The following is a 24,201-nucleotide window of genomic DNA, read 5'->3' as shown; positions in this document are numbered from 1 at the left end:
TTTGAAAGCACAATCAAGCCAATCATTTAAATCCTGAAAATCCCGCGGCAGCCCGGCGGTTCAGACATTTCTTATGGATACTTTCGATTCTCGCTTAGATCTTACTTCCCTGAAAACTACCGTCGACGCTATCCGGGATGAAGTTGGGAAAGTGATCGTAGGTCAACACCAGACCGTCGATTTGCTGTTGACAGCTCTGCTTGCCGATGGCCACGTACTGATTGAAGGGGTACCCGGTGTGGCTAAAACCCTGACGGCTAAGTTACTGGCAAAAACCATGTCGGTGGGTTTCAGTCGGATTCAGTTTACGCCCGACCTGATGCCCGCTGATGTGCTGGGTACGTCGATTTTTATGCCCAAAACCGGCGATTTCATCTTCCGGCAAGGGCCGATTTTTTCAAACCTGGTCCTGATCGACGAAATAAACCGTGCTCCTGCCAAAACGCAGGCCGCTCTGTTTGAAGTAATGGAAGAACGGCAGGTGACCAACGATGGGACAACGTATCATCTCACTGAGCCATTTATGGTGCTGGCAACACAAAATCCGATCGAGCAGGAAGGTACGTACCGCTTACCTGAGGCACAGCTAGACCGTTTTTTGTTTAAAATTGTGGTAGGGTATCCCGATGCGGCTGAAGAGGTGGATATTCTTCGGGGACATCATCAGCGCCGAAATCTGACGGATGCGCTCGATGCGGTCAGCGTAGTACTTTCCGCCGAACAGTTAGCAACCTTACGTAGTCAGGTGCATCAGGTACATGTAGAAGACAACCTGTTCGATTACATTGCGCAGATTGTGCAGTCAACCCGGGCTAACAAGTCGCTGTATCTGGGCGCATCACCCCGGGCTTCTGTTGCGTTGCTCAACAGTACAAAAGCACTTGCTACGCTCCGTGGCCGCGATTTTATTACGCCTGAAGATGTTCAGGAACTAGCCGCCCCCGTTCTACGCCATCGTGTGTTACTTACACCCGAACGGGAAATGGAAGGCGGTACGGCCGATGATGTTATTGCGCAGCTGGTCAAGAAAATCGAAGTACCGAGATAATGAGTAATGTAGCATGGATAGTGACTGACAAACGGAGAGGCTGGTCATCTGGTCTGTGTTCGCCATTTTTCATTATCCATTGTGCATTATTATTTATCTATTATTCATCTTCTCAAGCCCAGACGCGGGATCAGTTTATCGGTACCTGGATTGGTGTACACACGGAATGGGATACTGATTTATTCTGTCCTTTACCAACGTACCTTCAGTTGGATACGGACAGTACGTATCACGTTGGCATGGTAGATGGTTCGGCCAGGGAGCGTACAGCAACGTGGTCAGTGGATAGCAACAACGTTCGTTTGGACACTGTTCATTTCACTCCCCGGCTCGTTTCGATTCAGAATGAGTTGTTACGTATCGGCGCTAATTATCCGATGGTTTTTCGGCGATTTACCGATGTAGCAATCGACTCAGCGCGTGTGCACCAACAGCTAAGTGGCCGCGTCTGGCAGTCAGATAGTTTGACGATTTACTTCTACGATAATGGCCAGGTAGCCTTGGAAAATCCGCTGACGAAGCAACGTACAGCTCATTTCTGGCGATTAGCCCGATTTAGTCAATCTGTCTTTCTCATTATTCAGGGTAACCAGCATAGCCCGCAATCAGACTATAAACCACTGTGGCAGATAAGCCGTCTGTCTGCCAGAGAAATGCAAGCCATCGGCTGTAGCGGACGCGCCGTATCCACTACGAATTTTCGCTACGTTCGAAACATAACTCCTGCCGATACGTGCCGACCTAGTGGTTTTCAAACCTGCGACAATTGTTTTGCCAGGATGTGGCATTACACGATGGTGGGTTCTGAACATCGCTATATACTTTACCAGTTGTTTCGTACGCATTATTCACCTGCCAACCGACCGGGTCAGTCCGGGCTGATTCGGATACAATTTGCAGTCAATTGCCAGGGAGAACGGGGATTATTTGAACTTGCCGGATTTGATGATGATTACTGCCCCAAAACCTTCGACGCTCAGATAACGAATCAGCTGGTCAGCGTTTGCCGTAATCATGTACCCGCCGACATAGCCAGCTATATAACCGATTGGCCAACTGAGAAGCCGCAGGATTCGGCTATTTCGCTCACCTTTCGACTAAAGGATGGGCAACTAATCGATATTCTGCCATGAGACAACTGCTGTGCCTGTATCTGCTGATTCCCTGCTCGGTCATCGCTCAGGATGGTGAGCGATTCATAACATCGACGGCTTCTATGCTGGCGGTAAACCGTTCGGAACACAAACTTTTTTTTTCACCAATAAGACGGCCGTTTAAGATAGACCCCCTGTCGACCAACGTGCAGAACCATCGATCCAGAGCCTTTCATTACGTTTGGCAGCATGATTATGAGCAGGCCGCGATCTGGCTGGAAAAATTAAGCACTGAGTATCCGAAAGAACACGGGATGGTCGGAGAAATTTATCTCTCGCAACTACGCGATTACCCGCGTGCGCTACGTCATCTGGACGCTTATGATGCCTTAACGCCCCTGTTCAACGATATGATTAACAACAATCCGGTTAGTTATCTGCGCGGGCTAACGTATCGGGCTTTAGAAAATAATGCGCAAGCCGTTGAGCAATTTTCGGTAGGTATCGATTCACTGGCGATGAAACATGGTGCTGAGTGGGTTAACTATAGGCACTACGTTAGTCGGGCAACCAGTTATATAGCTTTGCAACAGCCCGAAAAAGCCCTGATCGATCTGGATCATGCCATCAAAAATTTCAACCAAAGTGCACTGGCACAGTATCATCGGGGCCGAGCATTACTCCAACTGAACCGTGTTGCCGAGGCTCAGACGGCGTTTCAGGATGCGTCGTTTTTTTTCAAAGCGCTACGTGCCGAACGTACTGGCGAGTATCAGGAGGACAATTTCAATCCGCTCTATGAAGCTGAGATTGATGAAGCTCTTGCCAATCTAAAAAAACAAAAACGTTGACATCACTCCGCTCTCTTTTTGTTGCTACGCAACTGTGGTTTTCCCTGATTGCCATTGTTTTACTATTTGTAGTCGCCTATGCTTTCCCGATCCTGTTGCCGTTGATACAGGTTGGCTTTGCCGTTTTTGTCTTGCTGATTGGCATCGACGTCTGGCTCCTGTTTCGTACCGGAAACTACACGAATGGGGCAACTTTTTTCGCCCGGCGGGAACTCCCTGACCGCTTATCGAACGGCGATGAAAATCCGATATCTATTTATCTGGAAAATCGGTATGCATTCCGCACGGATGTGGAGGTGATCGATGAAATTCCGTTTCAATTTCAACGGCGCAACGTATTGTTTCGGGCTCGTCTGAATCCTCGCGAAACACAAATTATTCGCTATGAACTCCGCCCAACCAGGCGGGGCGAATATAGTTTCGGTGCGGTAAACGCATTTGTTCGGTCGCCCTTAGGGTTATTAAAACGACGGTATCAGTTTGGTGAGGGAAAAGTGGTGGCTGTGTACCCTTCTTTTCTGCAGATGCGGCAGTATGAACTGCTGGCCGTAACCAATCGGCTTAATGAAGTAGGCGTCAAACGTATCCGGCGCATTGGGCACAGCATGGAGTTTGACCAGGTTCGTCCTTATAACACCGGCGACGATATTCGTACAATTAACTGGAAAGCCACATCACGACGCAGCCATTCGCAGGATACGACCTTAATGATCAATGCGTATCAGGACGAACGGTCGCAGCCGGTTTACTGCCTGATTGACAAAGGGCGCGTAATGCAATCGCCTTTCGAAGGACTGACTCTGCTCGATTATGCCATCAATGCCAGTTTAGTGTTAAGTAACATTGCGCTGCTTAAACAGGACCGTGCCGGTATTCTGACCTTTTCAGATCACATTGGCCAGTTGCTTCCCGCCGACCGACGGTCGGGGCACATGCTCAAGATTCTGGAATTACTTTACCGACAACGTACCCGATTTCTGGAAACGGATTTTGAAAGCCTCTACACGAGCGTTCGGGCGCATATTCGTCAGCGTAGCCTGTTGCTGCTGTTTACCAATTTCGAGACGGTAAACGGTATGCACCGACAACTTCCCTACCTGCGTCGGTTGGCTAAAGACCATCTGTTACTGGTAATTTTCTTCGAGAATACGGAGCTACGTGCTTTACTTGATCAACCCGCTGTTGATACGGAAGCCATCTATTTCAAAACGATTGGTGAAAAGTTTTCCTTCGAGAAGAAACAGATTGTGAAGGAGTTAGCTCAATACGGTATTCAAACCATTTTAACCGCTCCACAAAACCTAACGGCCAACACGGTAAACAAATACCTGGAATTGAAAGCGCGGGGAATGATTTAGATTATTGGTCATTTGGTAATTAATCATTGGAGATTAGTCACTGGTCATTGATCGGTATTTATCCAAGGGCTAATGACTAATCTCCAATGACCAATCTCCATATCAATTCTCACCTAGATTTCCTTTTACGGATTCATAATCAGATTTCAACCGGCCCATCTCCTTCGCCAGAAACGTTTGCAGTTGTCGGTTAAACTCGTCTTTTTCTTCTTCAGGCAAAGCCGTGTATAAATCCTTTAGCTCCTGATTGATGGCCGCCCGTTCAGCATCATTGGCTGCGTTGATGGAGCGATAGTGATATTTTCGAAAATCGTACTGCATCAGTATTCGTGTAAAAAGACTGGACGCAGATTAGAGAACTTTCTCTACGCTGCGTCCAGACCATACAGGTTTTATTTACGATTTCATTAACTCCTCGTGCGCTTTTAGGCGCTGCTTCTCAATACGTCCCGACACAATAATGCTGACCTCATAGAGCATGGCAAGCGGCAAAGCAACCAGAACCTGGCTGTATATATCCGGCGAGGGCGTAATGATACCGGCCACGATCAGGATGACGATCCAGGCGTGTTTTCGGTATTCACGCATGAATTTGGGTGTCAGCACCCCAACTTTAGAGAGTACAAAGGCCACCATCGGCATCTGAAAGATTAGTCCACAACCTAATGAGAGCGTTACAAGTATGCCAATGTAAGACGTAATATCGAACTGGTTCTTAATTTCCGGCGTAATCTGGTAATTTGCCAGAAAATTGATGGCTAACGGGGAGACGATAAAATAGCCGAAGAGCAATCCCATCAGGAAAAGCATTGAGACGTAAAATACAGCCCCACGAGCCGCTTGTTTCTCTTCCATCCGCAAGCCCGGCTTAATAAACCGCCATACTTCCCAAAAAGCGTAAGGGAACGCAAAGCAGAGGCCAATTACCAATGATGATGTCATAGCCATTGTAAATGGATCAGACATACCAAGTGCTTGCAATGTAAAATTTAATTTATTGACACATAAATCTGAGTAGCCTGTCACTTCAGATAGTTTACACATCATTCGATATGTCCAAAAGTCAGGGTGCTTCGGGGCCAGAATTACCTTATCGAAAATATCTTCAATATAAATGAAGGCAATAATGGCAAATACAAAAATAGACCCCACAGCCCGGATGATGTGCCAGCGGAGTTCTTCCAGATGGTCCAGAAAGGACATCTCCTTACCTTCGGACTCGATCTCTTCGTCAGTCAGTTGATCTAATGGCATTGTTTTAAAGAGTGAAAGAGTGAAAGAGTGAAAGAATGAAAAAGACTGGCGGTATGTTGCATTCGCTTTTTCACTCTTTCACTCTTTCGCTCTTTAATTATTAACTTTTATAGAGCGGAAATGCTTTCATCCACTCATTAATTTCTTCTTTAACGGTCAGCAAGGTGGCTTCATCGTCATGATTCATCAACACCTTGTCGATATATACGACGATTTGCTCCATGTCCGATTCTTTCAGACCGCGCGTTGTCATGGCGGCCGTTCCAACCCGCATCCCCGACGTTACCATCGGCGATTTATCGTCGAACGGAACCATGTTTTTGTTGATCGTAATATCTGCCTTAATAAGCGTATTTTCGGCCAATTTACCCGTCAGTCCTTTCGAGCGCAGATCGATCAGCATGAGGTGGTTATCCGTTCCGCCCGAAATAATCTTATACCCAAGGTTTACAAAAGCATTCGCCATCGCCTGCGCGTTGGCTTTCACCTGAACAGCATACTCATAAAAATCGTCGCTCAGCGCTTCGCCGAATCCCACCGCTTTAGCTGCGATGATGTGTTCCAGCGGTCCACCCTGCGTACCGGGGAATACACCTGAATCCAGCAAAGACGACATCAACCGTGTTTCACCTTTTGGGGTTTTAATACCAAACGGATTTTCGAAGTCGTTTCGCATCATGATGATGCCACCGCGAGTACCCCGTAGCGTTTTATGCGTTGTAGTCGTTACGATATGCGCATGAGCAAGCGGATCGTTCAGCAACCCTTTGGCGATCAGACCAGCCGGGTGCGATACGTCGGCCAGCAATAGAGCCCCTACTTCATCAGCAATGGCACGCAGACGGGCATAATCCCAATCGCGGCTATAGGCAGAAGCACCGCAGATGAGCATTTTAGGCCGTTCCCGCTTGGCCGTTTCTTCCACTAAGTCGTAGTTGATTACCCCAGTTTCCTGCTCAACGCCGTAGAAGGTAGGACGAAAATATTTACCCGAAATGTTGACAGGCGAACCGTGCGTCAGGTGCCCGCCGTGCGACAGGTTAAAGCCAAGAATGGTATCGCCCGGTTGCAGACATGCCAGAAAAACAGCCGTGTTGGCCTGAGCGCCCGAATGCGGCTGAACGTTAACCCACGTAGCGCCGAAAAGCTCTTTGGCGCGGTCGATAGCAATCTGCTCGATTTGATCGACAACTTCGCATCCACCGTAATATCGTTTGCCGGGAAGTCCTTCGGCATATTTATTAGTCAGCACGCTTCCAGCCGCTTCCATAACGGCGGGCGATACAAAGTTTTCGGAAGCAATCAGTTCAATTCCCGACTCCTGCCGGTGTTGTTCTTTGGCAATCAGATCAAACACCTGCGTATCGCGGGTAGAGGTGACGGTCGTCATCTGTGTGAGCGGTTTGTTTTATTAGTGATCTGTCTGTTTGATCAATGTCTCTTTTACAGCAACAAACTGGCGAACAACCAGACATTTACAAAGACAAAGGTACGGCGGAAAATGGTAGAATAAGGAAGATTTTACAGGCAAAACGAATCTTCGCCTGGCAGATTAATTTATCATTAGTTTAAGCCCCGCTTTAAACCCTCAATTCTGCAGCTGGTCTCATAAAAAAGAAATCCAGCCATTAGGTTCTCCTGCGATCAGAACACCCAATGACTAGTCACTCAACGAAGTAACGCTATGAAAACCATGAAGATGCGCGTAAAACTGGTTGCATTAGCCGCTTTACTGGCGCCCGTTTTTCTCTCAGCCTGTACAGTTACAGCTCCAGCAACTACCCAGGGGCCTCCACCTGCCCGGGTTGAAGTTATTCCGGCGGCTCCCTCGGTTCGGCATGTCTGGATTCCGGGCCACTACGTTCGCCGGGGCCGTAATTATAGATGGGTCAATGGGTATTATCGGGTGGTACCGCCCCGCTATTCGGCCTGGGCACCGGGCTACTGGCGTCAGACACGTAGAGGTTCCACGTGGGTAGACGGTCGCTGGCGGTAATCCTGTTCACTTCCCGAAAGTTCAACACTTTCGGGAAATTCTGTTTGCGGGTTACACGTTGCGATTTATTTCTCTTTAGCCGCAGTCTGGTAATGCATGGGAGTCATGCTGGTAAGTAATTTGAACTGGCGATGAAAATGAGAGCTGTTATTATAGCCGCACTCCAGCCCTACCTGTCCAACGCTCAGGTCAGTATCGGCAAGTAATTTCCGGGCGTGACTGATTCGCAACTCGTTCAGGTATTCGACAAACGACTTACGGGTACGTTTCTTAAAATATCGACAGAAAGCGGCCGGGGTCATACCTGCCACGGATGCAATCTGATCGACCCGAATTTCATTCCGAAAATGAGCCAGCATAAATTCGAGGATACGCTTCATTCGTTCGGTTTCAGCCGTGCCGGTCGAAAGTTGATACCCGTCGCTGGCCAGTAAATACGCATCCCGATCTGTGGACAAATAAGTTAGGATGTGCAAAAAACCCAGCAGTTGAGTAAAGCCCGTTTGCTCGACCAGCTGCCCCATCATTTCACCGGCTTTCTGGCTGATTGTCTGGCTAAACCGTAATCCGTACCGGGCACGCTGCAGCAGTCGGCGAACAGACGCAGCTTCGGGAACGTTCATCAATCCGCTTTCTTCAAACGAGGCCGGAAACTGCACCACAATCGACTCAGCCCGTCGGTCGGACTCAGACTGGTAGAATTCTTCGTCATTACGCCAGAAATGGGGCAGATTAGGACCAAGCAATACTAAGTCGCCAGCCGCAAATGAATCAACATGGTCGCCTACAAACCGCCGTCCATGACTCTTGATAATGTAGGTTAATTCGTATTCCGGGTGGTAATGCCACGGAGCGTCGAAGTAAGCCAACTGAAACCGACGTACTAACAGCGAGCTTTGCTCATGGATAACAACTTTTTCAAAAAGGGCTCTCACTGAATATGCTATTTTAACTCTATAAAGAACGTAGCAGAAAGAAAATAATCAATTTTATACATATATCCGCAAAAGTAATGCTCTTTGTGTCTTATCGATTCCCTTACTTTTGTTCTACTAAATCCTTAACTGATTTTCTCATGGAGGCTACAATCGACAAAGAAACGCTTCTGAGCGAACTTGATTCCGACTATGTCGTTAATCCAGAAGCCATTGCTTTTTATCGTCGAAACGGATACGTTAAACTCAAGCACGTACTGAGTCCGGCGGTGTTAAGTCATTACGGCGACATCATTACAGACTTGGTCTTTCGGCTCAATACGCTCACCAAGCCTATGGAAGAACGTAGCACCTATGAGCGGGCCTTTCTGCAAATCATGAACCTATGGCGCGAGGATGAGCAGGCCCGGGAATTTGTCTTCTCCAGACGGCTGGCAAAAATTGCTACTGATCTGATGGGGGTAGAAGGCGTTCGGCTTTACCACGATCAGGCGCTTTATAAAGAACCGTCGGGTGGCATTACGCCCTGGCATGCTGATCAATTCTATTGGCCGCTGGCATCGCCTAACACCGTAACGGTCTGGATTCCGTTGCAGGATACACCCATGAAAATGGGACCGCTGGCGTTTGCCGAAGGTAGCCAGAACGTGGAAATTGGACGCGATATCGAGATCAGCGACGAAAGTGAAAAGATTCTGGATGATGAACTTCGAAAACAGAATTTCGACGTAAATGATACGCCGTTTGAGCTTGGCGAAGTAAGCTATCATGCAGGCTGGACGTTTCACCGGGCTGGCCCAAACCAATCGAACAGCCCTCGTAAGGTAATGACCATGATTTATATGGACAAAGACCAGATAATCATGCAGCCCCGCAATCAGTACCAGATTGCCGATCACGCTAAATGGCTCAACAACGTACCGGTCGGCAGCAAACCGGAGGATGAATTGAATCCCGTTCTGTTTAGTTATTAGTCGGCAGTTGCCAGCAACGTTTGTTAGTCGATATATGTAGTTAGTAGTAGGCGAGGTCGTCTATTCGTGACTGCACGTATCGACTAATGTTTTTTTATGGAAATATTTTTGCCGGATTTCTGTTGTCATTACAAATCATCACTTACCCAACGAGGTATGAAATCAATGTTCGCTCTGGTTGTATGTCTGTTTATTTGCCTGACAACAACGGCGCAGATTCGTAAAGATCCGACTAATTGGTCGGCTAAAGTGGATAAACAACCGGCTAAAGTCGGCGACGTTGCGACGATTCGTATTCAGGTAAGCATCGCCGATGGCTGGCATTTGTATTCAAATGATCTCGATCCGAATATTGGTCCTGTTCCCACATCGTTTAAATTTTCCGGTTCTGATGCCTTTACGCTCGTAGGCAAGCCAGAGCCAAAAGGTGTTGAGGAAGTGTATGAGGAAGTTTGGGGGGCAAAAGTCAGACAATTTAAAAACAAGGCGGTTTTTGTTCAGAAAATAAAGCTGACCAAACCGGCAGCTACCTTTTCCGGAACAGCTGAATATCAGGTTTGCTCAGACAAGGATGGCGTTTGTTTGCCCCCTACTGAGGTCGAATTCTCGGCGGACATTAAAGCCGCAGAAACAGCTTCTATTCCAACCACAACAACTGCTGTCGCTTCTACACCAAAGACAGTATCTGTTGCTACGTCTACAACGCCAGAAACAGCTGCGGTGGCTGCTACGCCAGCCTCTTCATCAGCTAACGTAGCAGTGGCACCACAGCAAGGCAAAACCAACGTAGCAGAAGTTGTCAAAAAGCCAGAAGCTGCACTGGATGAAGCCTCCACTACGTCGGGTGGCTCATTGGGCGGTTTTCTGCTAGCAGCTTTCCTGTCGGGTCTGGTAGCCTTATTAACCCCCTGCGTTTTCCCAATTATTCCGGCAACGGTTAGCTTTTTCACCAATCAGCAGGGTGGGCAATGGAAAGCCCTGCTTTATGGCGCGTTCATTGTTGGCATCTACGTACTGGTTGGCACCGTCGTGTCACGTTTCAACGGACCAGCGTTTGCCAATTTCGTTAGTACACACTGGCTTCCGAACGTACTGTTCTTTGCGATATTCTTTGTATTTGGCTTATCGTTTCTGGGGCTTTTTGAGATTGTATTACCCAACTCACTAATCAATAAAGCGGATGCCAAGTCTGAACAAGGCGGTATTCTGGGTATCTTCTTCATGGCCTTTACGCTGGTTCTGGTATCGTTCTCCTGCACAGGGCCGATTGTTGGGAGCTTGCTGGTAGCGTCGGCCGGGGGCGAAGTTGTGAAACCAATTTTAGGGATGGCGGCTTTCTCATCGGCTTTTGCGGTTCCGTTTACGTTGTTTGCAGCTTTTCCGCAGTGGCTCAAGAATTTGCCCCGTTCGGGTGGCTGGCTCAATTCGGTGAAGGTCGTACTGGGCTTTCTGGAACTGGCGCTGGCGCTGAAATTCCTGAGTGTAGCCGATCAGGTGTATCACTGGGGCTTGCTCGACCGCGAGATATTTCTTTCCATGTGGATTGTCATTTTTACGCTCATTGGCTTCTATTTCCTGGGTAAACTTCGTTTGCCGCACGATAGCGAGGTGAAGTATATCACTGTTCAGAAATTATTGCTGGCCATTGTTACGTTCTCGTTCGTTGTGTACATGATTCCCGGCTTATGGGGAGCGCCACTGAAAGCCTTATCGGGCTATCTGCCACCCGAGACTTCACAGGACTTTAATCTTTACGGGCAAGCAGGTAATGGACAATCGTCATCAAAAGCTATTGCTGCTGATATCAAGTATGCCAACCTGTTTCGTCTGCCACATGGCCTGCAGGGATTTTTCGATTACAAACAGGCACTTGCCTACGCCAAAAAAGTAAACAAGCCGGTATTTATTGACTTCACAGGGCATGGCTGCGTCAATTGTCGCGAAATGGAAGCTCGTGTCTGGTCGGACCCGGCTGTCATGTCGCGCCTGCAAAACGATTTCGTACTGGTAGCTCTTTACGTAGACGATAAAACCGAATTACCCGAAGCCGACTGGTACACCTCGTCGTATGACGGTAAAGTAAAAAAGACGATTGGCGCTCAGAATGCTGATTTGCAGATTACAAAATACAACAACAACGCTCAGCCGCATTATTGCCTGGTCAATAACGAAGGAAAGTTGCTGGTTTCGCCCAAAAACTACGACCGCGACGTAGCGAACTTCGTTGCGTTTCTGGATTCGGGTAAGGCAAAATTTTAAGAAAATTGGTTAGTTTTGAGCATACCGAAAACGTGGGCCATGGAATCAGTAGCAGAAATCTCGGATTACGAATTAGAGCGCGGCAAACCTATGCCTAGTAAAAACCACGGAAAATTACAGTTTCGCATTGCCAAAGCTATTTCGGATAATACTGGAGAACGTTTTGATATTCTGACCGAGGTAAGTCTGGAGTTATCGAGACCAGTTACACCTGATATTGCTTTATTTCCAGCAGAACCCTCGGACTGGCTTGAAGATGAAATTAAGGTCAAAAAACCACCCCTCAGCGTTGTAGAAATTCTATCACCAACTCAGGGCAATCAGGAATTGATCGATAAATTGGATATCTATTTTGCCGCAGGAGTTCAATCCTGTTGGATTGTGATTCCCACTTTTAGACTTATCAACGTTTTCACAGCTAAGCACGATTATAAAACGTTTTTAACAGGCGAGCTTTTTGACGAGAAACTAGACATAAGAGTTAATCTCGATCTTATCTTCCGCTAACAAAAATCCCCGCCAGAGTTCTGGCGGGGATTTTTGTTGAAATGTCACGTTGTGTGTATTACGCTACGGGCTCCGCCGAAGTGGTTTTTGACTGTGCCTGTATTAGTTCCAGATCAGGTTTCGATTGGTCGGCAACGGTTACGCGGCCACGCTCTTTACGCACAATGCGGGAGTACAGCGAAATCTCCTGATCGAACAGAAAGCGGAAGAACAGCCGGACAAAGGACGTATGGTATTTCAGGGTATCGTAATACTCTGGCGCACTCTGCTTGATCTCCGGCAATTTATTCCAGGGAATAGACGGAAAATCGTGGTGTTCGTTATGGAATCCTACATTAAGGTTCGGTACGTTCAGTCGACCGTAGTAGCTATAGGTTTCCTGCTGTGGATCGAGCGTCAGGAAATGCTCCTGAATCCAACGAGCGCCAAGCGGGTGAAAACCTACCGAGAAGAACAGGCACAAAACCATAAATATCAGTGCTTTCCAGCCGAATAGCGTCACAATTAATACATCGAAGGTAATTTGAACAACCGTGTTGGCAATAACCCATTTGTCAAACACAGCCAGCTCATGCATCCGAAGTGTACGGATACCTTGGAAAATGGGAAAAAACAGCAACCAAATAGCCTTCCCAATGGAATAATTATTGATCAGTTTGGCTTCATACCAATCCGGCAGGTCGGCATCCAGTTCATGCACACCCTGAAAGGCGTGGTGCTTGATATGGAAGTTTTTGAACGACAGGGCCGTTGGAAAAACGGTCGGAAGATTGGCAAAAATAGCCGCCCAGGCATTGGCCGCAGGCTTACGAAAAATGAGATTGTGAGCCGCTTCGTGAATGCAGACGAACAGCGTATGCGCCGGGAATGCGCCAATAAACCAAGCTGCCGCCACAACAATCCACCACGACTGGTCGCGAACCAGGTAAGCCATGCCTGTCATCATGGTCACACAGCCCAGAATCACCCAGAACGTCGTTGGGTTTTTCTGACCAATCAGTTTCTTGATTTCAGGGTGAGATTTAAGGATTTGCCGGGTACGAATACGGTGAGGTTCGGTAGCGTTCGAACGAACAAAATCAGTGAATTTTGCCATAAATGAGATGTCGCCAGAGCAAGTCCGGTGAATAACGAACAGTAAAATTAACACAATTTAAACTGGTAATAACAAACAGTTATCGGAAATTTCTCTGCTTTTAATCCTATTTTATCACAAGAAAGGCGGAGCTAAACAGCCCCGCCTTTACTGATTCAGGTTGATTCAACAAAAAACGTACTACTAAGTTGATAGTGAATGGTGGTAAAGCTTGTTAATAACCGATAGGGAATGAATACCCAAGCGAAACAGCCACTCCGCGATTACGAACATTTACGTTCACAACGGGTACTTGTATCTGCCGGGTAAAGCCCTGTGTATAGCGACCTTCGATAAAGAACTTACCAGTGCCCGCGTCCATTGCCAGCCCTAAACCCCCAACGGCGCCCACATCCCAACGACTCAGCATTCCACCGTAGTTTACATCGACGTCGAAAGGTGCGGTGGTGACTAGTGCCGAAGCACGAGTCCGAATACGGCCATCAACCGCATAACTCACCGCCGGACCTGCAATCAGGTAAGGCTGTACGGGGCCATCACTCAGGTTAAATTTTGCCAATAATGGAATCTCAATGTTCTGCGACTGGTAGGCTATTGTGGCACCGAGTGGCAGATTAAAGCCGCCCAGGTTGATATCGAATCCTTCTTTAATGGATACGCCTTTCTGCACATATGCAATTTCGGGGCGGAACGATACACGTTCACTAATCGGTATGTCCAGGAAAATAGCTCCGGTCGGGCCGGTGGTCGGGTGAAAAGCAGGCGTCAGGCTGCCCAGATAGGCGGGCCTGGAAGCGAAGCCCCAGTTGGCGCCCCCCGGAAGCCGACCTGAACCTGAGCAAAAGAAGTTTGTGTGGCTATCAGACTTACTAACGCAACGACACCGGCAAGCACAATTCGTTTCATGGTATTGAAGGGAAAAATTGACTGTAAAATGAGACCTGAACTTAATTGTGTAAAGATGTCGGCAATAGGCTGTACGGGTTTTCAGTGGCGAACTACATTGGTTAGAGAGCGCACAATTGAAAAGGATTAATGCTTCCTAAAAAAATTTATGCTCCCTGACTTGTCCGGTTTGTTTGTCCGGGCTGATACGGTATGTGGTTTTTCCGTTTAGTTACCGCTATAAACTTTTAATTAATAGTCCAAAAGTTTATCTTTATTGCCCTACCGCACTTGTCAACTTACTTTGTGAAAGAATCTTCGTTTATAACCATTCTGGCGGGCGTATTCATGGTCCTGATGGCCATTTACGTTTTCATTCTGCTTGATTATCAGCCCTACTACGTGCTCATTTTAGTAGGATTAATTGGGTTGGTTTATTTGATGACAAATTCTAATAGCACTCAGTAGATGGAGAATTTTCTACAGATCAATTGAATAAACCTATTCACTGTGGTTTGTCAGTCAACAAACGGTTTACAGTATGTTTGTTACGTAAAAACACCCTGTAAATCGCTGGATTATGCCTGCCTCCATTCTGCTCATCGACGATGAATCTAAGCTACGTCAGCTTCTGGCCCGTATTCTTCAGTTAGAAGGGTACACTATTTTTGAAGCGCCAGATGCCCGTTCGGGCTTAAAAGCACTTGAACGCGAGGAAGTTCAACTGGTTATCTGCGATGTTAAGCTACCCGACGGTAACGGTATTGAACTGTCGGCACAGATCAAACAGTTGTACCCGGCAACCGAGATTATTGTTCTGACGGCGTATGGTACCATTTCCGATGGCGTACTGGCTATCAAAAACGGGGCTTTCGATTACATTACCAAAGGCGACGACAACGACCGGATTATACCACTTGTTAGCCGGGCTATTGAGAAGGCAGCACTACAATTCAGGATTCAGCAGCTTGAGAAACAGGTTAATCAGCGATATGGATTCGAGAGTATTATCGGACGTTCGAGAGCGATTCAACAGGCTATTGAATTAGCGCGCAAGGTAGCCGTGACCGACACCACCGTACTGCTGACCGGCGAAACCGGTACGGGCAAAGAGGTATTTGCACAGGCTATTCATCAAGCCAGCCCTCGCCGGACGGGGCCATTTGTAGCCATTAACTGCGGGGCGCTGGGTAAGGATATTCTGGAAAGTGAACTCTTTGGGCATCGGGCAGGCGCTTTCACCGGCGCCAGTCGTGATCAGAAAGGGTTATTTTCCGAAGCCGCCAAAGGCACGATTTTTCTGGACGAAATTGGGGAATTACCGCTTGATTTGCAGGCCAAACTGCTACGTGTGCTCGAAACGCATGAATTTCTGCGCGTGGGTGACACAAAGCCGACCAAAACCGATGTACGGGTCATTGCAGCTACCAACAGGGGGCTGGAGCAGGAAGCGAATACCGGCCATTTTCGGCTGGACTTATATTACCGATTATCCGTCTTTCAAATTGAACTGCCGACCCTTCGCGACCGACGCGACGACATTCCGGCCTTAGCCGAACAATTTGCCCGACAGTATGCTGCTAAGCTTGGCAAACGGGAAATACATCTTAGTACGACTTTCGTACAGAAACTTCAGCAACACCCCTGGAAAGGCAATATCCGGGAGTTGAAAAATGTCATCGAACGCGCTGTCATCCTGGCTGATTCACCCCAGAGTGGCCCTGTGGAACTAACGCCGGAGTTGCTTCCCTACGAAATGCAGTCAACTGCTTCGATGGCAAGTGTCGGCAATGAAACGGCGCTTGACCTGGCTACCGTCGAACAACAGCATATCCGGCGGGTTCTACGGTATACAAGCGGCAATAAGGCCGAAGCAGCCCGATTGTTAGGCATTGGCTTAACAAGTTTGTATCGAAAACTGAGTGAAATGGATACCTTGCAGTAATATGATTGCTATCTACCTGAATTGACATGTCGGCTTCATCACTGAATAAAGTTTCGGCCCAGGGACTTTTGGTCGCGATTGGTATTGTCTTTGGCGATATTGGTACGTCACCGCTTTACACGTTATCGGCGGTAATGCGCGGGAGAGAGCTGTCCGAAACCCTGGTGCTGGGTACGCTCTCGTGTATTCTCTGGACGCTCACGCTCCAAACTACCATTAAATACGTCGTCATTACGCTTAGAGCTGACAACAAAGGGGAAGGAGGTATATTCTCGCTTTACACCCTCGTTCGGCGCTTTACGGGTAAATGGCTCATGTATCCGGCAGTTATTGGCGGCTCTTTTCTGCTGGCCGATGGATTGATTACTCCGCCAATTTCTGTTTCGTCGGCTATCGAAGGGCTGCTGATTTTCTATCCCAAGCTTGATACGGTCCCCATCGTTATTGCCATTTTGATCGCCCTCTTTGTGAGTCAACAGTTTGGTACACAGCAGTTGGGTAAGCTGTTTGGGCCGGTTATGCTGGTATGGTTTACGTTCATAGGGCTAGTTGGGCTTTGGGCATTATGGAGTCAGCCTTCGGTGCTTAAAGCGTTGAATCCATATTATGCACTTCACTTTCTGATTACGTATCCGGGCGGTTTCTGGCTGTTGGGTGGCGTGTTTCTCTGCACTACAGGAGCCGAAGCACTCTACTCCGATATGGGTCACTGTGGCCGGGGCAACATCCGGGTGAGTTGGGCTTATGTAAAAACTACGTTAATCCTGTCATATGCGGGGCAGTCGGCCTGGCTTATGCATCATTTGGGTCAGCGTCTGAGCGATACCAGCCCATTTTATAGCATTGTACCACCCTCACTCGTTGTGTTTAGCATTGGCCTGGCCACGCTGGCTACTATTATTGCTTCACAGGCGCTCATTAGTGGGTCATTTACGCTTGTGAGCGAGGCTATGCGCCTAACGCTATGGCCCCGGCAGCGCGTAGCTTACCCATCCAATGAGCGCGGCCAGCTTTATGTGCCGTTTGTAAACTGGGCGCTTATGGTAGGCTGCTGCCTGATTGTGCTGCACTTTCGGGAGTCGAAAAATATGGAAGCAGCGTTTGGACTGGCTGTTACGCTGACTATGCTGATGTCGACGGTACTGATGAGCATGTACATGCGGGTCAAGCGGTTCAATCCTATTTTGCAGATTGTGCTCACAGGTATTTTTCTGACGGTCGAAACGACCTTTCTGATCGCCAACTTGGTAAAATTTGAGGAAGGCGGCTGGATTTCGGTCACGCTGGGGCTGCTCATTATGGCGATGATGCTGTTCTGGTATCAGGGCGAATCCATCAAACAGAGTCTGATTCAGTACGAGTCATTGACCAGCAATCTACCCATTCTGAAATCGCTGAGTAACGACCTCAACATTGCCAAGTTCGCTACGCACCTGGTGTACTTAACCACTTCAGATTCCAGCAAACGTATTGAATCCGAAATCCTTTATTCGATTCTGAATCGCGCACCGAAGCGAGCTGATATTTACTGGTTTATACACGTTTGCGTAGAGGATGAGCCTTACGTTATGCGCTATTCGGTAGAGACGCTGGCTCATGAAGATGTATACGTAGTGACGTTCTATCTGGGTTTCCGGATAGAACCCCGGATCAATCTGCTCTTCCGCATGGTGGTAGAAAATATGGTCGAACACAAAGAAGTAACTATCGACAGTCGTTATAAATCATTGAGTACACATCGCGTTCCGGGCGATTTTCGATTTGTTTTGTTTCGGCGGTTTCTATCGTACGAAAATGACCTGACGGTACGTCAGCAGGTGGTTATGTTTGGTTATATGCTCCTGAAAAACATTGCTTTATCTCCGCAGGCCACCTACGGTCTGGATACCAGCAACGTAACGGTCGAAGCGATTCCACTGGTTATCACTACACCCAAATCGCTGCCCTTAAAACGGATACTCCCAAAAAAGGAATAGTTTGTCAGGTTTGTCTGTGGTGTCAGGCTCTTAAACCTGACACCACAGACAAACCTGACAAACTACTGACGCTACAGATACACTACTTAGGAGTGACATTCACATGAAAATAGAACATGGATGTTTTCAGTACACTGCAAAGCCAGCCCTAGATCAGCAACATTTCTGTTTCTAGTGCGGTAGTCAAATCGCCTAAATCAAGAATGCTTTAGCTGACCAGCCAAAAGCGTTTGTCAACGAGGAAATGAATTAATTACCCGGCTCAGAGAAGGAAAAATCTACAATAAAGCTAAAGTACAGACCGCAGCTGCGGAAACTGGCGTTACGTGAAGTGGTTACTGCCGTAGAACGTAAGATTGAAACAACGGTTCCGGCAAATAAACAGAGCGATTTCTGGCGAGTATCAGTTCCAATCCGGAAATAACCCGGCGGGTTATTCTGGTAAAGAGTTCAAGTATTTTTAAGCTTATTTTGGAAGAAGCCGAAAAACGTAAGATAACCACGATCTTCATTGGCAAGCCCCACTTCACGCCGATCGAAGTAATCGTACGGACAAATGTGTTTAATCAATTGTTAATCAAGCTCTCAGCTTCAGCCATTGACCTGATTATGCTCCTACTCCTTTTCTTCTTATGACCATCAAATCCAAAATAGCCCTCTCTCTGGTCTTTCTGTTCGGCATTATTCTGGTGCTGGGTGGCATGAGTGCCTATTACCTGAATCGGCTGTCGGAAGACTCCCAGGCTATTCTGAAAGACAATTACATTTCGCTGGAGTTTGCCAGTAATATGCAGAAAGCCCTGCTTAGCCTGAAAGACCCCGATGCCCTATCGGATTTTGAAGAGAACCTGAAAAAGCAGGAACGTAACATCACCGAACTAGGCGAGCAGACCATAACCTATACGCTCCGCCGGGAGTTTAACCGGCTACAAGCCGGCAGCCGGGATTCGTTGACGATCAGCCATATCCAGCAAAATCTGCTCACAATCGACGATCTAAATCGACAGGCTATTGTACGTAAAAGCGAAACGGCCAGGCAAACCGCTGATGACGCGCTGCTCTGGCTGGCTTTTGTGGGTACGCTCTGCTTTCTGGTTGTTTTTTCGTTTGTCATTAATATTCCCAGCTACATTGCCAACCCCGTGCGTGAACTAACGCAGGGCATCAGGCAAATAGCCAGTCGCAACTTCGAGGAACGATTACACGTGCGATCTAACGACGAGTTTGGCGAACTGGCGCGGTCATTCAACTCAATGGCTCAGAAACTGGATGAATACGAACACTCCAATCTGGCCAGGGTCATGTTCGCTAAAAAACGAATCGACACCCTCCTTCAGATTATGAGCGATGGTATCATCGGGCTGGACGAAAAACGGCGTATTCTGTTTGTCAATTCGGTGGCTAGCCGTTTACTGGGAGTCGGCGAACAGCAGTTGGCGGGGAAATATGCGCCCGATGTAGCTTCAACAAACGACCTGATGCGAACCCTGATTCAGGACATCATGCTGGATGATACGGATGAAGTCCCGCTGGTTACCAATGCCCGTAACAACATTACCAATCCTCTGCTCAAAATTTATGATCCCGGGCCAGGCAAGGAAAGTTATTTTACCCGACAGATTCAATCCGTTGAGGTGACACCTACTGGCGAACAAACCCCAATTCAGGCAGGCTATGTAATTGTTTTACAGAACGTTACGCCGTACAAAGAGCTTGATCTGGCTAAAACGAATTTTATCGCAACGGTATCGCACGAGCTGAAAACACCTATTTCGGCCATAAAGATGAGCCTGAAGCTTTTGCAGGATACCCGCATTGGAGCGCTGAACGACGAGCAGCAACAACTGACCGCCAGTGTCAGCGATAACGCAGACCGGCTCTTAAAAATCACGGGCGAATTAATGAACATGGCGCAGGTTGAATCCGGACAGATCCAATTACAGGTCCAGCCAGTAGCCCCCGCCGAACTGGTGCAGATTGCCACAAACGCGCTTCGTACGCAGGTCGAACAAAAGCACATTCAATTTAATCTCGCATTGCCAACGAATCTGCCGTCAGTCAAAGCGGACCCGGACAAAGCGTCGTGGGTGCTGATCAATTTTTTATCCAATGCAGTCCGGCATAGCCCCGACGACAGCCGGATCGATGTTTCAGCACAACGTATTGGTTCTCAAATTGAATTTACAGTTCGCGATTATGGGCCAGGCTTACGACCTGAACACCGCGAGAAAGTTTTTGACCGTTATTTTCGGGCGCCGGGTATCAACGGTCAGGTAAGTGGCACGGGTTTAGGGCTGGCCATTTCCAAAGAATTCATTCAGTCGATGGGGGGCGAGGTGGGGTTGCACGATAACGTAGCACCGGGGGCTTCGTTCTATTTCCGACTAGCCATCGACTGATTGGGCCAAAAACGATTTTCAGCCCTTACAAGATTGCGTATATCCTTATTTATAGACTGTTGAAAGCAGCACGGCCTTTATTCTTGAGTTCCAGTTTTGTGGCAGTCATGAATTCAGTTGCCTTATTGTGAGGCCAATACAGGAAGTGTCTTTTCAATACGTGCTCTGGAGGATTCATACTGCTTCGGAAGTTTTAGATGGCTGCCCAGCTCAGGCAGGGGCTCGTCGACGGTAAAGCCGGGATTATCGGTCGCGATTTCAAACAGGACGCCACCTGGCTCGCGGAAATAGAGCGAGAAGAAATAATCCCGATCAATTTTCGGGGTTATTTGTAGCCCTTTGCTCAGAATCTTCTCCCGAAATTCCATCTGGATGGCTTCATTCGCGACCCGGAACGCTACGTGATGATTGGTTCCGGCAGCGTTCCTACCCATAAGCCTTTCGGGTTCTTCCAGCAAGTCAACTATCGAGGCTGTGGGAATGGCATCGGTAATGAATCGGTACCGATTGCCTTCCTGCGCTTGTAAGGTGTAGCCAAAAACATCGGTTAACACGCTGGCGGTTGCCTCAATTTTTTGCAGACTCAACGTTACGCTATGAAACCCCTGGGTGGCCATGTCCTGCTTAATGTCCTCGGTTTCCCAGGCGGGTCGCTCATCCGAATGCCCAATCAGAGCAATTGCCAACCCATCAGGGTCCGTAAAGGGCAGATATGTTTCGCCAAATCGCTCAGCCTGTTCGCCCATAAACACACCAAATTCCCTGAATCGCCCAGCCCAGTTGTCCAGGCTTCCGATAGGTACGGAATAGCCGATTTCAGTCGCCATACCTACCCCGTTTTTGCCGGGCCCAATGCCTTCCCAGGGAAAAAAGTAAGGATGGTACCAGGCGTTCCTTCTTCGTTGCCGTAGTAAAAATGATACGTACCGGGATCATCAAAATTAACGGTCTTTTTTACCATCCGGAGCCCCAGCACATGGGTATAAAAATCGTAATTGCGTTGAGCATTATCGGCAATAGCCGTGATATGGTGAAGCCCTAAAATGCGGTTGTCCATACGTGTCTGGTGAATTGTTGTTCGTTTATATTGACGCTATTCTGCTTCCTCAACGGACTCTCTCATCCTACTTCGAAAATAGCTGATTACCCAGTTGCCGGTAAGCTTTCAGCCCAGCGAGAGCAAAAGAAAACAGAATGTAATGACATGGGCTATCCGTTCATACGCTCCGACCTGTACTTTTTTTGGCAAATGAGTGTGTTCTTTTTGCCTATACTGATGCTGGTAAATCGGTGGGCGGATTCGTCTTAAAGATGGATCAGATTACCAGAGTTCCCACTCTCAACGTAATTCGGTCAAGTCTATGAGTGGGAACCTGGCCCTTATTTACATTGGCTTTACCTTACTGGCGGCTTCTAAAATGAACGCAGCTACTTTCTCCGGCTGAGCCAGCATAGCAACATGACTTGATTTTAATTCAAGGGATGTTGCCTTAAGTTTCTTTGCCAGAGTACGTTCCAGATCCGGATTAATCATGCGGTCATTAGCCGCTACGACGTACCAGGAAGGCTTGCTTTTCCAGGCTGCTTTAGTAATTTTTTCCTTCAATGCCGTAAACGCTTGTGGTCCCTGAGTCGCCACCAGCAACTTCCGTTCGGTTTCGGGTAAGTCCTGCGCAAAATCTTCGTTGATGCCTTTGGGTGACATACTGACAAAGCCATAGGCATCCGGTTTTATTTCATCGTTGCCCGGCGTAGAAGCGGCCGTCTGCACCAATTCCAGAAAAGACTGACCTTCATCAGGAGCAGCCGCGGCTACGTAAACAAGCCCGGCGACCTTACTATGGTTACCCGCTTCAGTAATGACCACGCCCCCCCAGGAATGCCCCACCAGCAAAACAGGACCGCTCATTAATTCAATGGCCCTTTTGGTAGCAGCGACATCGTCTGTCAGCGAAGTAAGTGGATTTTGTACTGCAATTACGTTGAGTCCCTTTGCCTCCAACAAGGGGATTACCTTGGCCCAACTTGAGCCATCAGCCCAGGTTCCATGAACCAGTACTACGTTTTTTACACCAGCGGCTGCTGCCTGAGCCGAAACGTCCGGAGTTGTTGATAGTGTCATGGCAAAACTAAGCAGTGCGCAAAAAATGGCGCGATTCATTGTGTACATGGTCGTTAGTGATTAAGAATTGATTAGTCTTTGTAGTTTTTAAGTACAGTTTTGTGCACAAGCAGTAACCAGGGCATTAATTGGCGGACGGAGCTATTCACCGCTTACGTAAAACATCCAACGCACTACGTTGTGATTCAGCGTCTTAACAGAATAAAACTTCCTGTTTTTGTTGAAGCAAAGCTATGTGAAAAAAAACTGTAGGGTACGGTACAAACAGATGGTATTCCAGTAAAAAGAGGGGATTTCAATAGCTGGGAAGCGATGGATTGGTAAAAAAAGGGCCGCTAACATAGCCAATTGGTTATTATGCCCAACTGGCTATGTTAGCGGCCAAAGTAGTGTGACAAAATCCCAGACTAAAGGGCGAAATACCATTCGATTTCATGGACTCCGTTTTGGGTATTGCGCACCAAAGACGGTCAGTAGGCCCATCGAAAACACGTTCAAAAACAAGCGGGGTCCTTATAGCTTACAATAAATTAAGCAATTGGTATACATAGGGGTTATAAAAGGTCATTTTTTACTTTTATAATGAGTAACTACTCTTAACAAACAATGTCAAAACTCATCGCAATCATGTCCATGTCGCTGGACGGCTTTGTCGCCGACAAACAGGATGGGGTAGCCCAAGTGTTCGATTGGTACTCCTCGGGTGAGGTGGAAATCGAGGCTGGCGGTTCAGATGCCATGACTTTTCACTTATCCCCTCCCAGTGCCCACCATTACCAAAGTCTTGTCCGTGAATTGGGCGCGGTACTCACGGGTAGACGAACCTTCGAGGTTGCCCAGGGCTGGGGGGCAATCATGGGTGGGGACCCGCCTTCGTGCTGACGCATTCGATTCCTGATAGCTGGCCAAAGCCGAACTCGACGGTACACTTCGTTACGGATGGTCTGGAGTCGGCCGTCAGGCAGGCGAAAGCTGTGGCCGCAGGCAAGGCCGTTGGGGTTCATGGTGCGGAAACGATCCAACAATGCTTAAACGCGGGCCTACTCGATGAACTACAGATTGACATGGCTGCCGTTCTTCTGGGGTCTGGCATTCGGCTCTTCGACCAGTTGATAAACACCCCGTATAGGCTTGGCAACCCAACTGTCATTTCGGGGATTGGCGTCACTCACCTGCGTTATCCTGTACTGGGTAGTTGAGCGAGCTAATCACCTTGTTTTTGGCGTTTATATGTGAAAATTCCTTTGTCTCAAGTAAGAGTGTATTTTGAGAATATTTTGTGATGGTCGTCTGATTTTTTAACAACTGTCCAACACAATCCGTAGCATACGCTTTAGTGTACTGACCAAATCACCTCATTTGTTCAGCCAATCTGCCCAGTTAATAAACGGACAAGCCCGCTGGCTCAATGCTGCTTTTCTGGCTGTCTAGCCTGATATTATTTTGATAACGAATCGCCCTTTGACAAGGCTATCTGGGAAGGGAAAGCCCCGACTACTATT

At 47.9% G+C, this 24,201-nt stretch carries 22 protein-coding genes and 1 pseudogene; 14 read left to right on the top strand and 9 right to left on the bottom strand.

Annotated features, from left to right (window positions below; all coding sequences use genetic code 11):
• The first annotated feature begins 73 nt into the window (after nt 1–73).
• Genes LN737_RS07460 through LN737_RS07445 form a run of 4 tightly spaced genes read left to right on the top strand, consistent with a single transcriptional unit; the run spans nt 74 to nt 4,351 of the window.
• Nucleotides 74–1,048, top strand: coding sequence for a MoxR family ATPase (locus tag LN737_RS07460; RefSeq protein ID WP_405517583.1), 975 nt, complete (start codon nt 74–76; stop codon nt 1,046–1,048).
• Nucleotides 1,048–2,181, top strand: a complete 1,134-nt coding sequence (locus tag LN737_RS07455; RefSeq protein WP_405517582.1) for a hypothetical protein — start codon at nt 1,048–1,050, stop codon at nt 2,179–2,181. The genes LN737_RS07460 and LN737_RS07455 overlap by 1 nt, the downstream gene beginning before the upstream one ends.
• Entirely contained in the window at nt 2,178–2,993 is an 816-nt protein-coding gene (locus LN737_RS07450; protein WP_405517580.1) for a tetratricopeptide repeat protein, read from the top strand. Before LN737_RS07455 ends, LN737_RS07450 begins: the two co-directional genes overlap by 4 nt.
• Complete coding sequence (locus tag LN737_RS07445; protein WP_405517578.1) at nt 2,990–4,351, top strand: DUF58 domain-containing protein; 1,362 nt, start codon at nt 2,990–2,992, stop codon at nt 4,349–4,351. Before LN737_RS07450 ends, LN737_RS07445 begins: the two co-directional genes overlap by 4 nt.
• Before the next feature lie 102 nt (nt 4,352–4,453).
• Here the strand turns inward: LN737_RS07445 and LN737_RS07440 are convergent, their stop codons facing one another.
• The 3 genes from LN737_RS07440 to glyA form a co-directional block, all read right to left on the bottom strand.
• The gene (locus LN737_RS07440) at nt 4,454–4,675 is read right to left on the bottom strand and encodes a hypothetical protein (RefSeq protein WP_405520336.1); all 222 of its coding nucleotides are present in this window, start codon (nt 4,673–4,675) and stop codon (nt 4,454–4,456) included.
• Nucleotides 4,676–4,747: 72 nt separating this feature from the next.
• Nucleotides 4,748–5,605, bottom strand: coding sequence for a twin-arginine translocase subunit TatC (gene tatC / locus LN737_RS07435; protein WP_405517576.1), 858 nt, complete (start codon nt 5,603–5,605; stop codon nt 4,748–4,750).
• 100 nt (nt 5,606–5,705) lie between these two features.
• Nucleotides 5,706–6,995 carry a serine hydroxymethyltransferase gene (gene glyA / locus LN737_RS07430; protein WP_405517574.1) on the bottom strand — a complete coding sequence of 430 codons (1,290 nt, stop codon included), beginning with the start codon at nt 6,993–6,995 and terminating at the stop codon, nt 5,706–5,708.
• Between the two features lie 294 nt (nt 6,996–7,289).
• Here glyA and LN737_RS07425 point away from each other — a divergent pair, with 294 nt between their 5' ends.
• Nucleotides 7,290–7,601, top strand: a complete 312-nt coding sequence (locus LN737_RS07425) for a hypothetical protein (protein ID WP_405517572.1) — start codon at nt 7,290–7,292, stop codon at nt 7,599–7,601.
• Between the two features lie 65 nt (nt 7,602–7,666).
• On the opposite strand, the gene LN737_RS07420 is transcribed toward LN737_RS07425, so the two are convergent.
• Entirely contained in the window at nt 7,667–8,536 is an 870-nt protein-coding gene (locus LN737_RS07420; RefSeq protein ID WP_405517570.1) for an AraC family transcriptional regulator, read from the bottom strand.
• Between the two features lie 140 nt (nt 8,537–8,676).
• On the opposite strand from LN737_RS07420, the gene LN737_RS07415 reads away from it, so the two are divergent.
• The 3 genes from LN737_RS07415 (at nt 8,677) to LN737_RS07405 (ending at nt 12,276) form a co-directional block, all read left to right on the top strand.
• A complete protein-coding gene (locus LN737_RS07415; protein WP_405517568.1) occupies nt 8,677–9,510 on the top strand; it encodes a phytanoyl-CoA dioxygenase family protein in 834 nt (277 codons plus the stop codon).
• 156 nt (nt 9,511–9,666) lie between these two features.
• On the top strand, nt 9,667–11,769 hold the full coding sequence (locus tag LN737_RS07410) for a protein-disulfide reductase DsbD (RefSeq protein WP_405517566.1): 2,103 nt from the start codon (nt 9,667–9,669) through the stop codon (nt 11,767–11,769).
• A 39-nt stretch (nt 11,770–11,808) separates the two neighbouring features.
• On the top strand, nt 11,809–12,276 hold the full coding sequence (locus LN737_RS07405) for a Uma2 family endonuclease (protein ID WP_405517564.1): 468 nt from the start codon (nt 11,809–11,811) through the stop codon (nt 12,274–12,276).
• A 58-nt stretch (nt 12,277–12,334) separates the two neighbouring features.
• On the opposite strand, the gene LN737_RS07400 is transcribed toward LN737_RS07405, so the two are convergent.
• The 3 genes from LN737_RS07400 to LN737_RS07390 all read right to left on the bottom strand — a co-directional run bounded on the left by LN737_RS07400 (nt 12,335) and on the right by LN737_RS07390 (nt 14,278).
• Nucleotides 12,335–13,372 (bottom strand): fatty acid desaturase, encoded by a 1,038-nt coding sequence (locus LN737_RS07400; RefSeq protein ID WP_405517562.1) that lies wholly within the window; start codon nt 13,370–13,372, stop codon nt 12,335–12,337.
• A 214-nt stretch (nt 13,373–13,586) separates the two neighbouring features.
• Nucleotides 13,587–14,081: a porin family protein gene (locus LN737_RS07395; protein WP_405520334.1), complete on the bottom strand. Its 495-nt coding sequence runs from the start codon at nt 14,079–14,081 to the stop codon at nt 13,587–13,589.
• A 56-nt stretch (nt 14,082–14,137) separates the two neighbouring features.
• Nucleotides 14,138–14,278: a hypothetical protein gene (locus LN737_RS07390; RefSeq protein ID WP_405517560.1), complete on the bottom strand. Its 141-nt coding sequence runs from the start codon at nt 14,276–14,278 to the stop codon at nt 14,138–14,140.
• Nucleotides 14,279–14,563: 285 nt separating this feature from the next.
• On the opposite strand from LN737_RS07390, the gene LN737_RS07385 reads away from it, so the two are divergent.
• From LN737_RS07385 to LN737_RS07370, 4 genes are all read left to right on the top strand, one after another.
• Nucleotides 14,564–14,725, top strand: coding sequence for a hypothetical protein (locus tag LN737_RS07385; RefSeq protein ID WP_405517558.1), 162 nt, complete (start codon nt 14,564–14,566; stop codon nt 14,723–14,725).
• 112 nt (nt 14,726–14,837) lie between these two features.
• The gene (locus LN737_RS07380) at nt 14,838–16,202 is read left to right on the top strand and encodes a sigma-54 dependent transcriptional regulator (protein WP_405517556.1); all 1,365 of its coding nucleotides are present in this window, start codon (nt 14,838–14,840) and stop codon (nt 16,200–16,202) included.
• A gap of 26 nt (nt 16,203–16,228) precedes the next feature.
• A complete protein-coding gene (locus LN737_RS07375; RefSeq protein WP_405517554.1) occupies nt 16,229–18,178 on the top strand; it encodes a KUP/HAK/KT family potassium transporter in 1,950 nt (649 codons plus the stop codon).
• Nucleotides 18,179–18,810: 632 nt separating this feature from the next.
• Nucleotides 18,811–20,577, top strand: a complete 1,767-nt coding sequence (locus LN737_RS07370; RefSeq protein WP_405517552.1) for an ATP-binding protein — start codon at nt 18,811–18,813, stop codon at nt 20,575–20,577.
• Nucleotides 20,578–20,699: 122 nt separating this feature from the next.
• Here the strand turns inward: LN737_RS07370 and LN737_RS07365 are convergent.
• Both LN737_RS07365 and LN737_RS07360 read right to left on the bottom strand, forming a co-directional pair.
• A pseudogene (locus LN737_RS07365) lies at nt 20,700–21,634 on the bottom strand (ring-cleaving dioxygenase).
• A 327-nt stretch (nt 21,635–21,961) separates the two neighbouring features.
• Complete coding sequence (locus tag LN737_RS07360; RefSeq protein WP_405517547.1) at nt 21,962–22,738, bottom strand: alpha/beta fold hydrolase; 777 nt, start codon at nt 22,736–22,738, stop codon at nt 21,962–21,964.
• Nucleotides 22,739–23,305: 567 nt separating this feature from the next.
• Here LN737_RS07360 and LN737_RS07355 point away from each other — a divergent pair.
• Together LN737_RS07355 and LN737_RS07350 are read left to right on the top strand one after the other, a co-directional pair.
• On the top strand, nt 23,306–23,581 hold the full coding sequence (locus LN737_RS07355; protein WP_405517545.1) for a hypothetical protein: 276 nt from the start codon (nt 23,306–23,308) through the stop codon (nt 23,579–23,581).
• The gene (locus tag LN737_RS07350; RefSeq protein WP_405517544.1) at nt 23,575–23,898 is read left to right on the top strand and encodes a dihydrofolate reductase family protein; all 324 of its coding nucleotides are present in this window, start codon (nt 23,575–23,577) and stop codon (nt 23,896–23,898) included. Before LN737_RS07355 ends, LN737_RS07350 begins: the two co-directional genes overlap by 7 nt.
• Nucleotides 23,899–24,201: the final 303 nt, after the last annotated feature.

Source organism: Spirosoma sp. KNUC1025 (assembly GCF_045160025.1).
Classification (GTDB): Bacteria; Bacteroidota; Bacteroidia; order Cytophagales; family Spirosomataceae; genus Spirosoma.
Note: the sequence above shows the minus strand (reverse complement) of the source record. Positions and strands in the feature narration are given on the sequence as shown.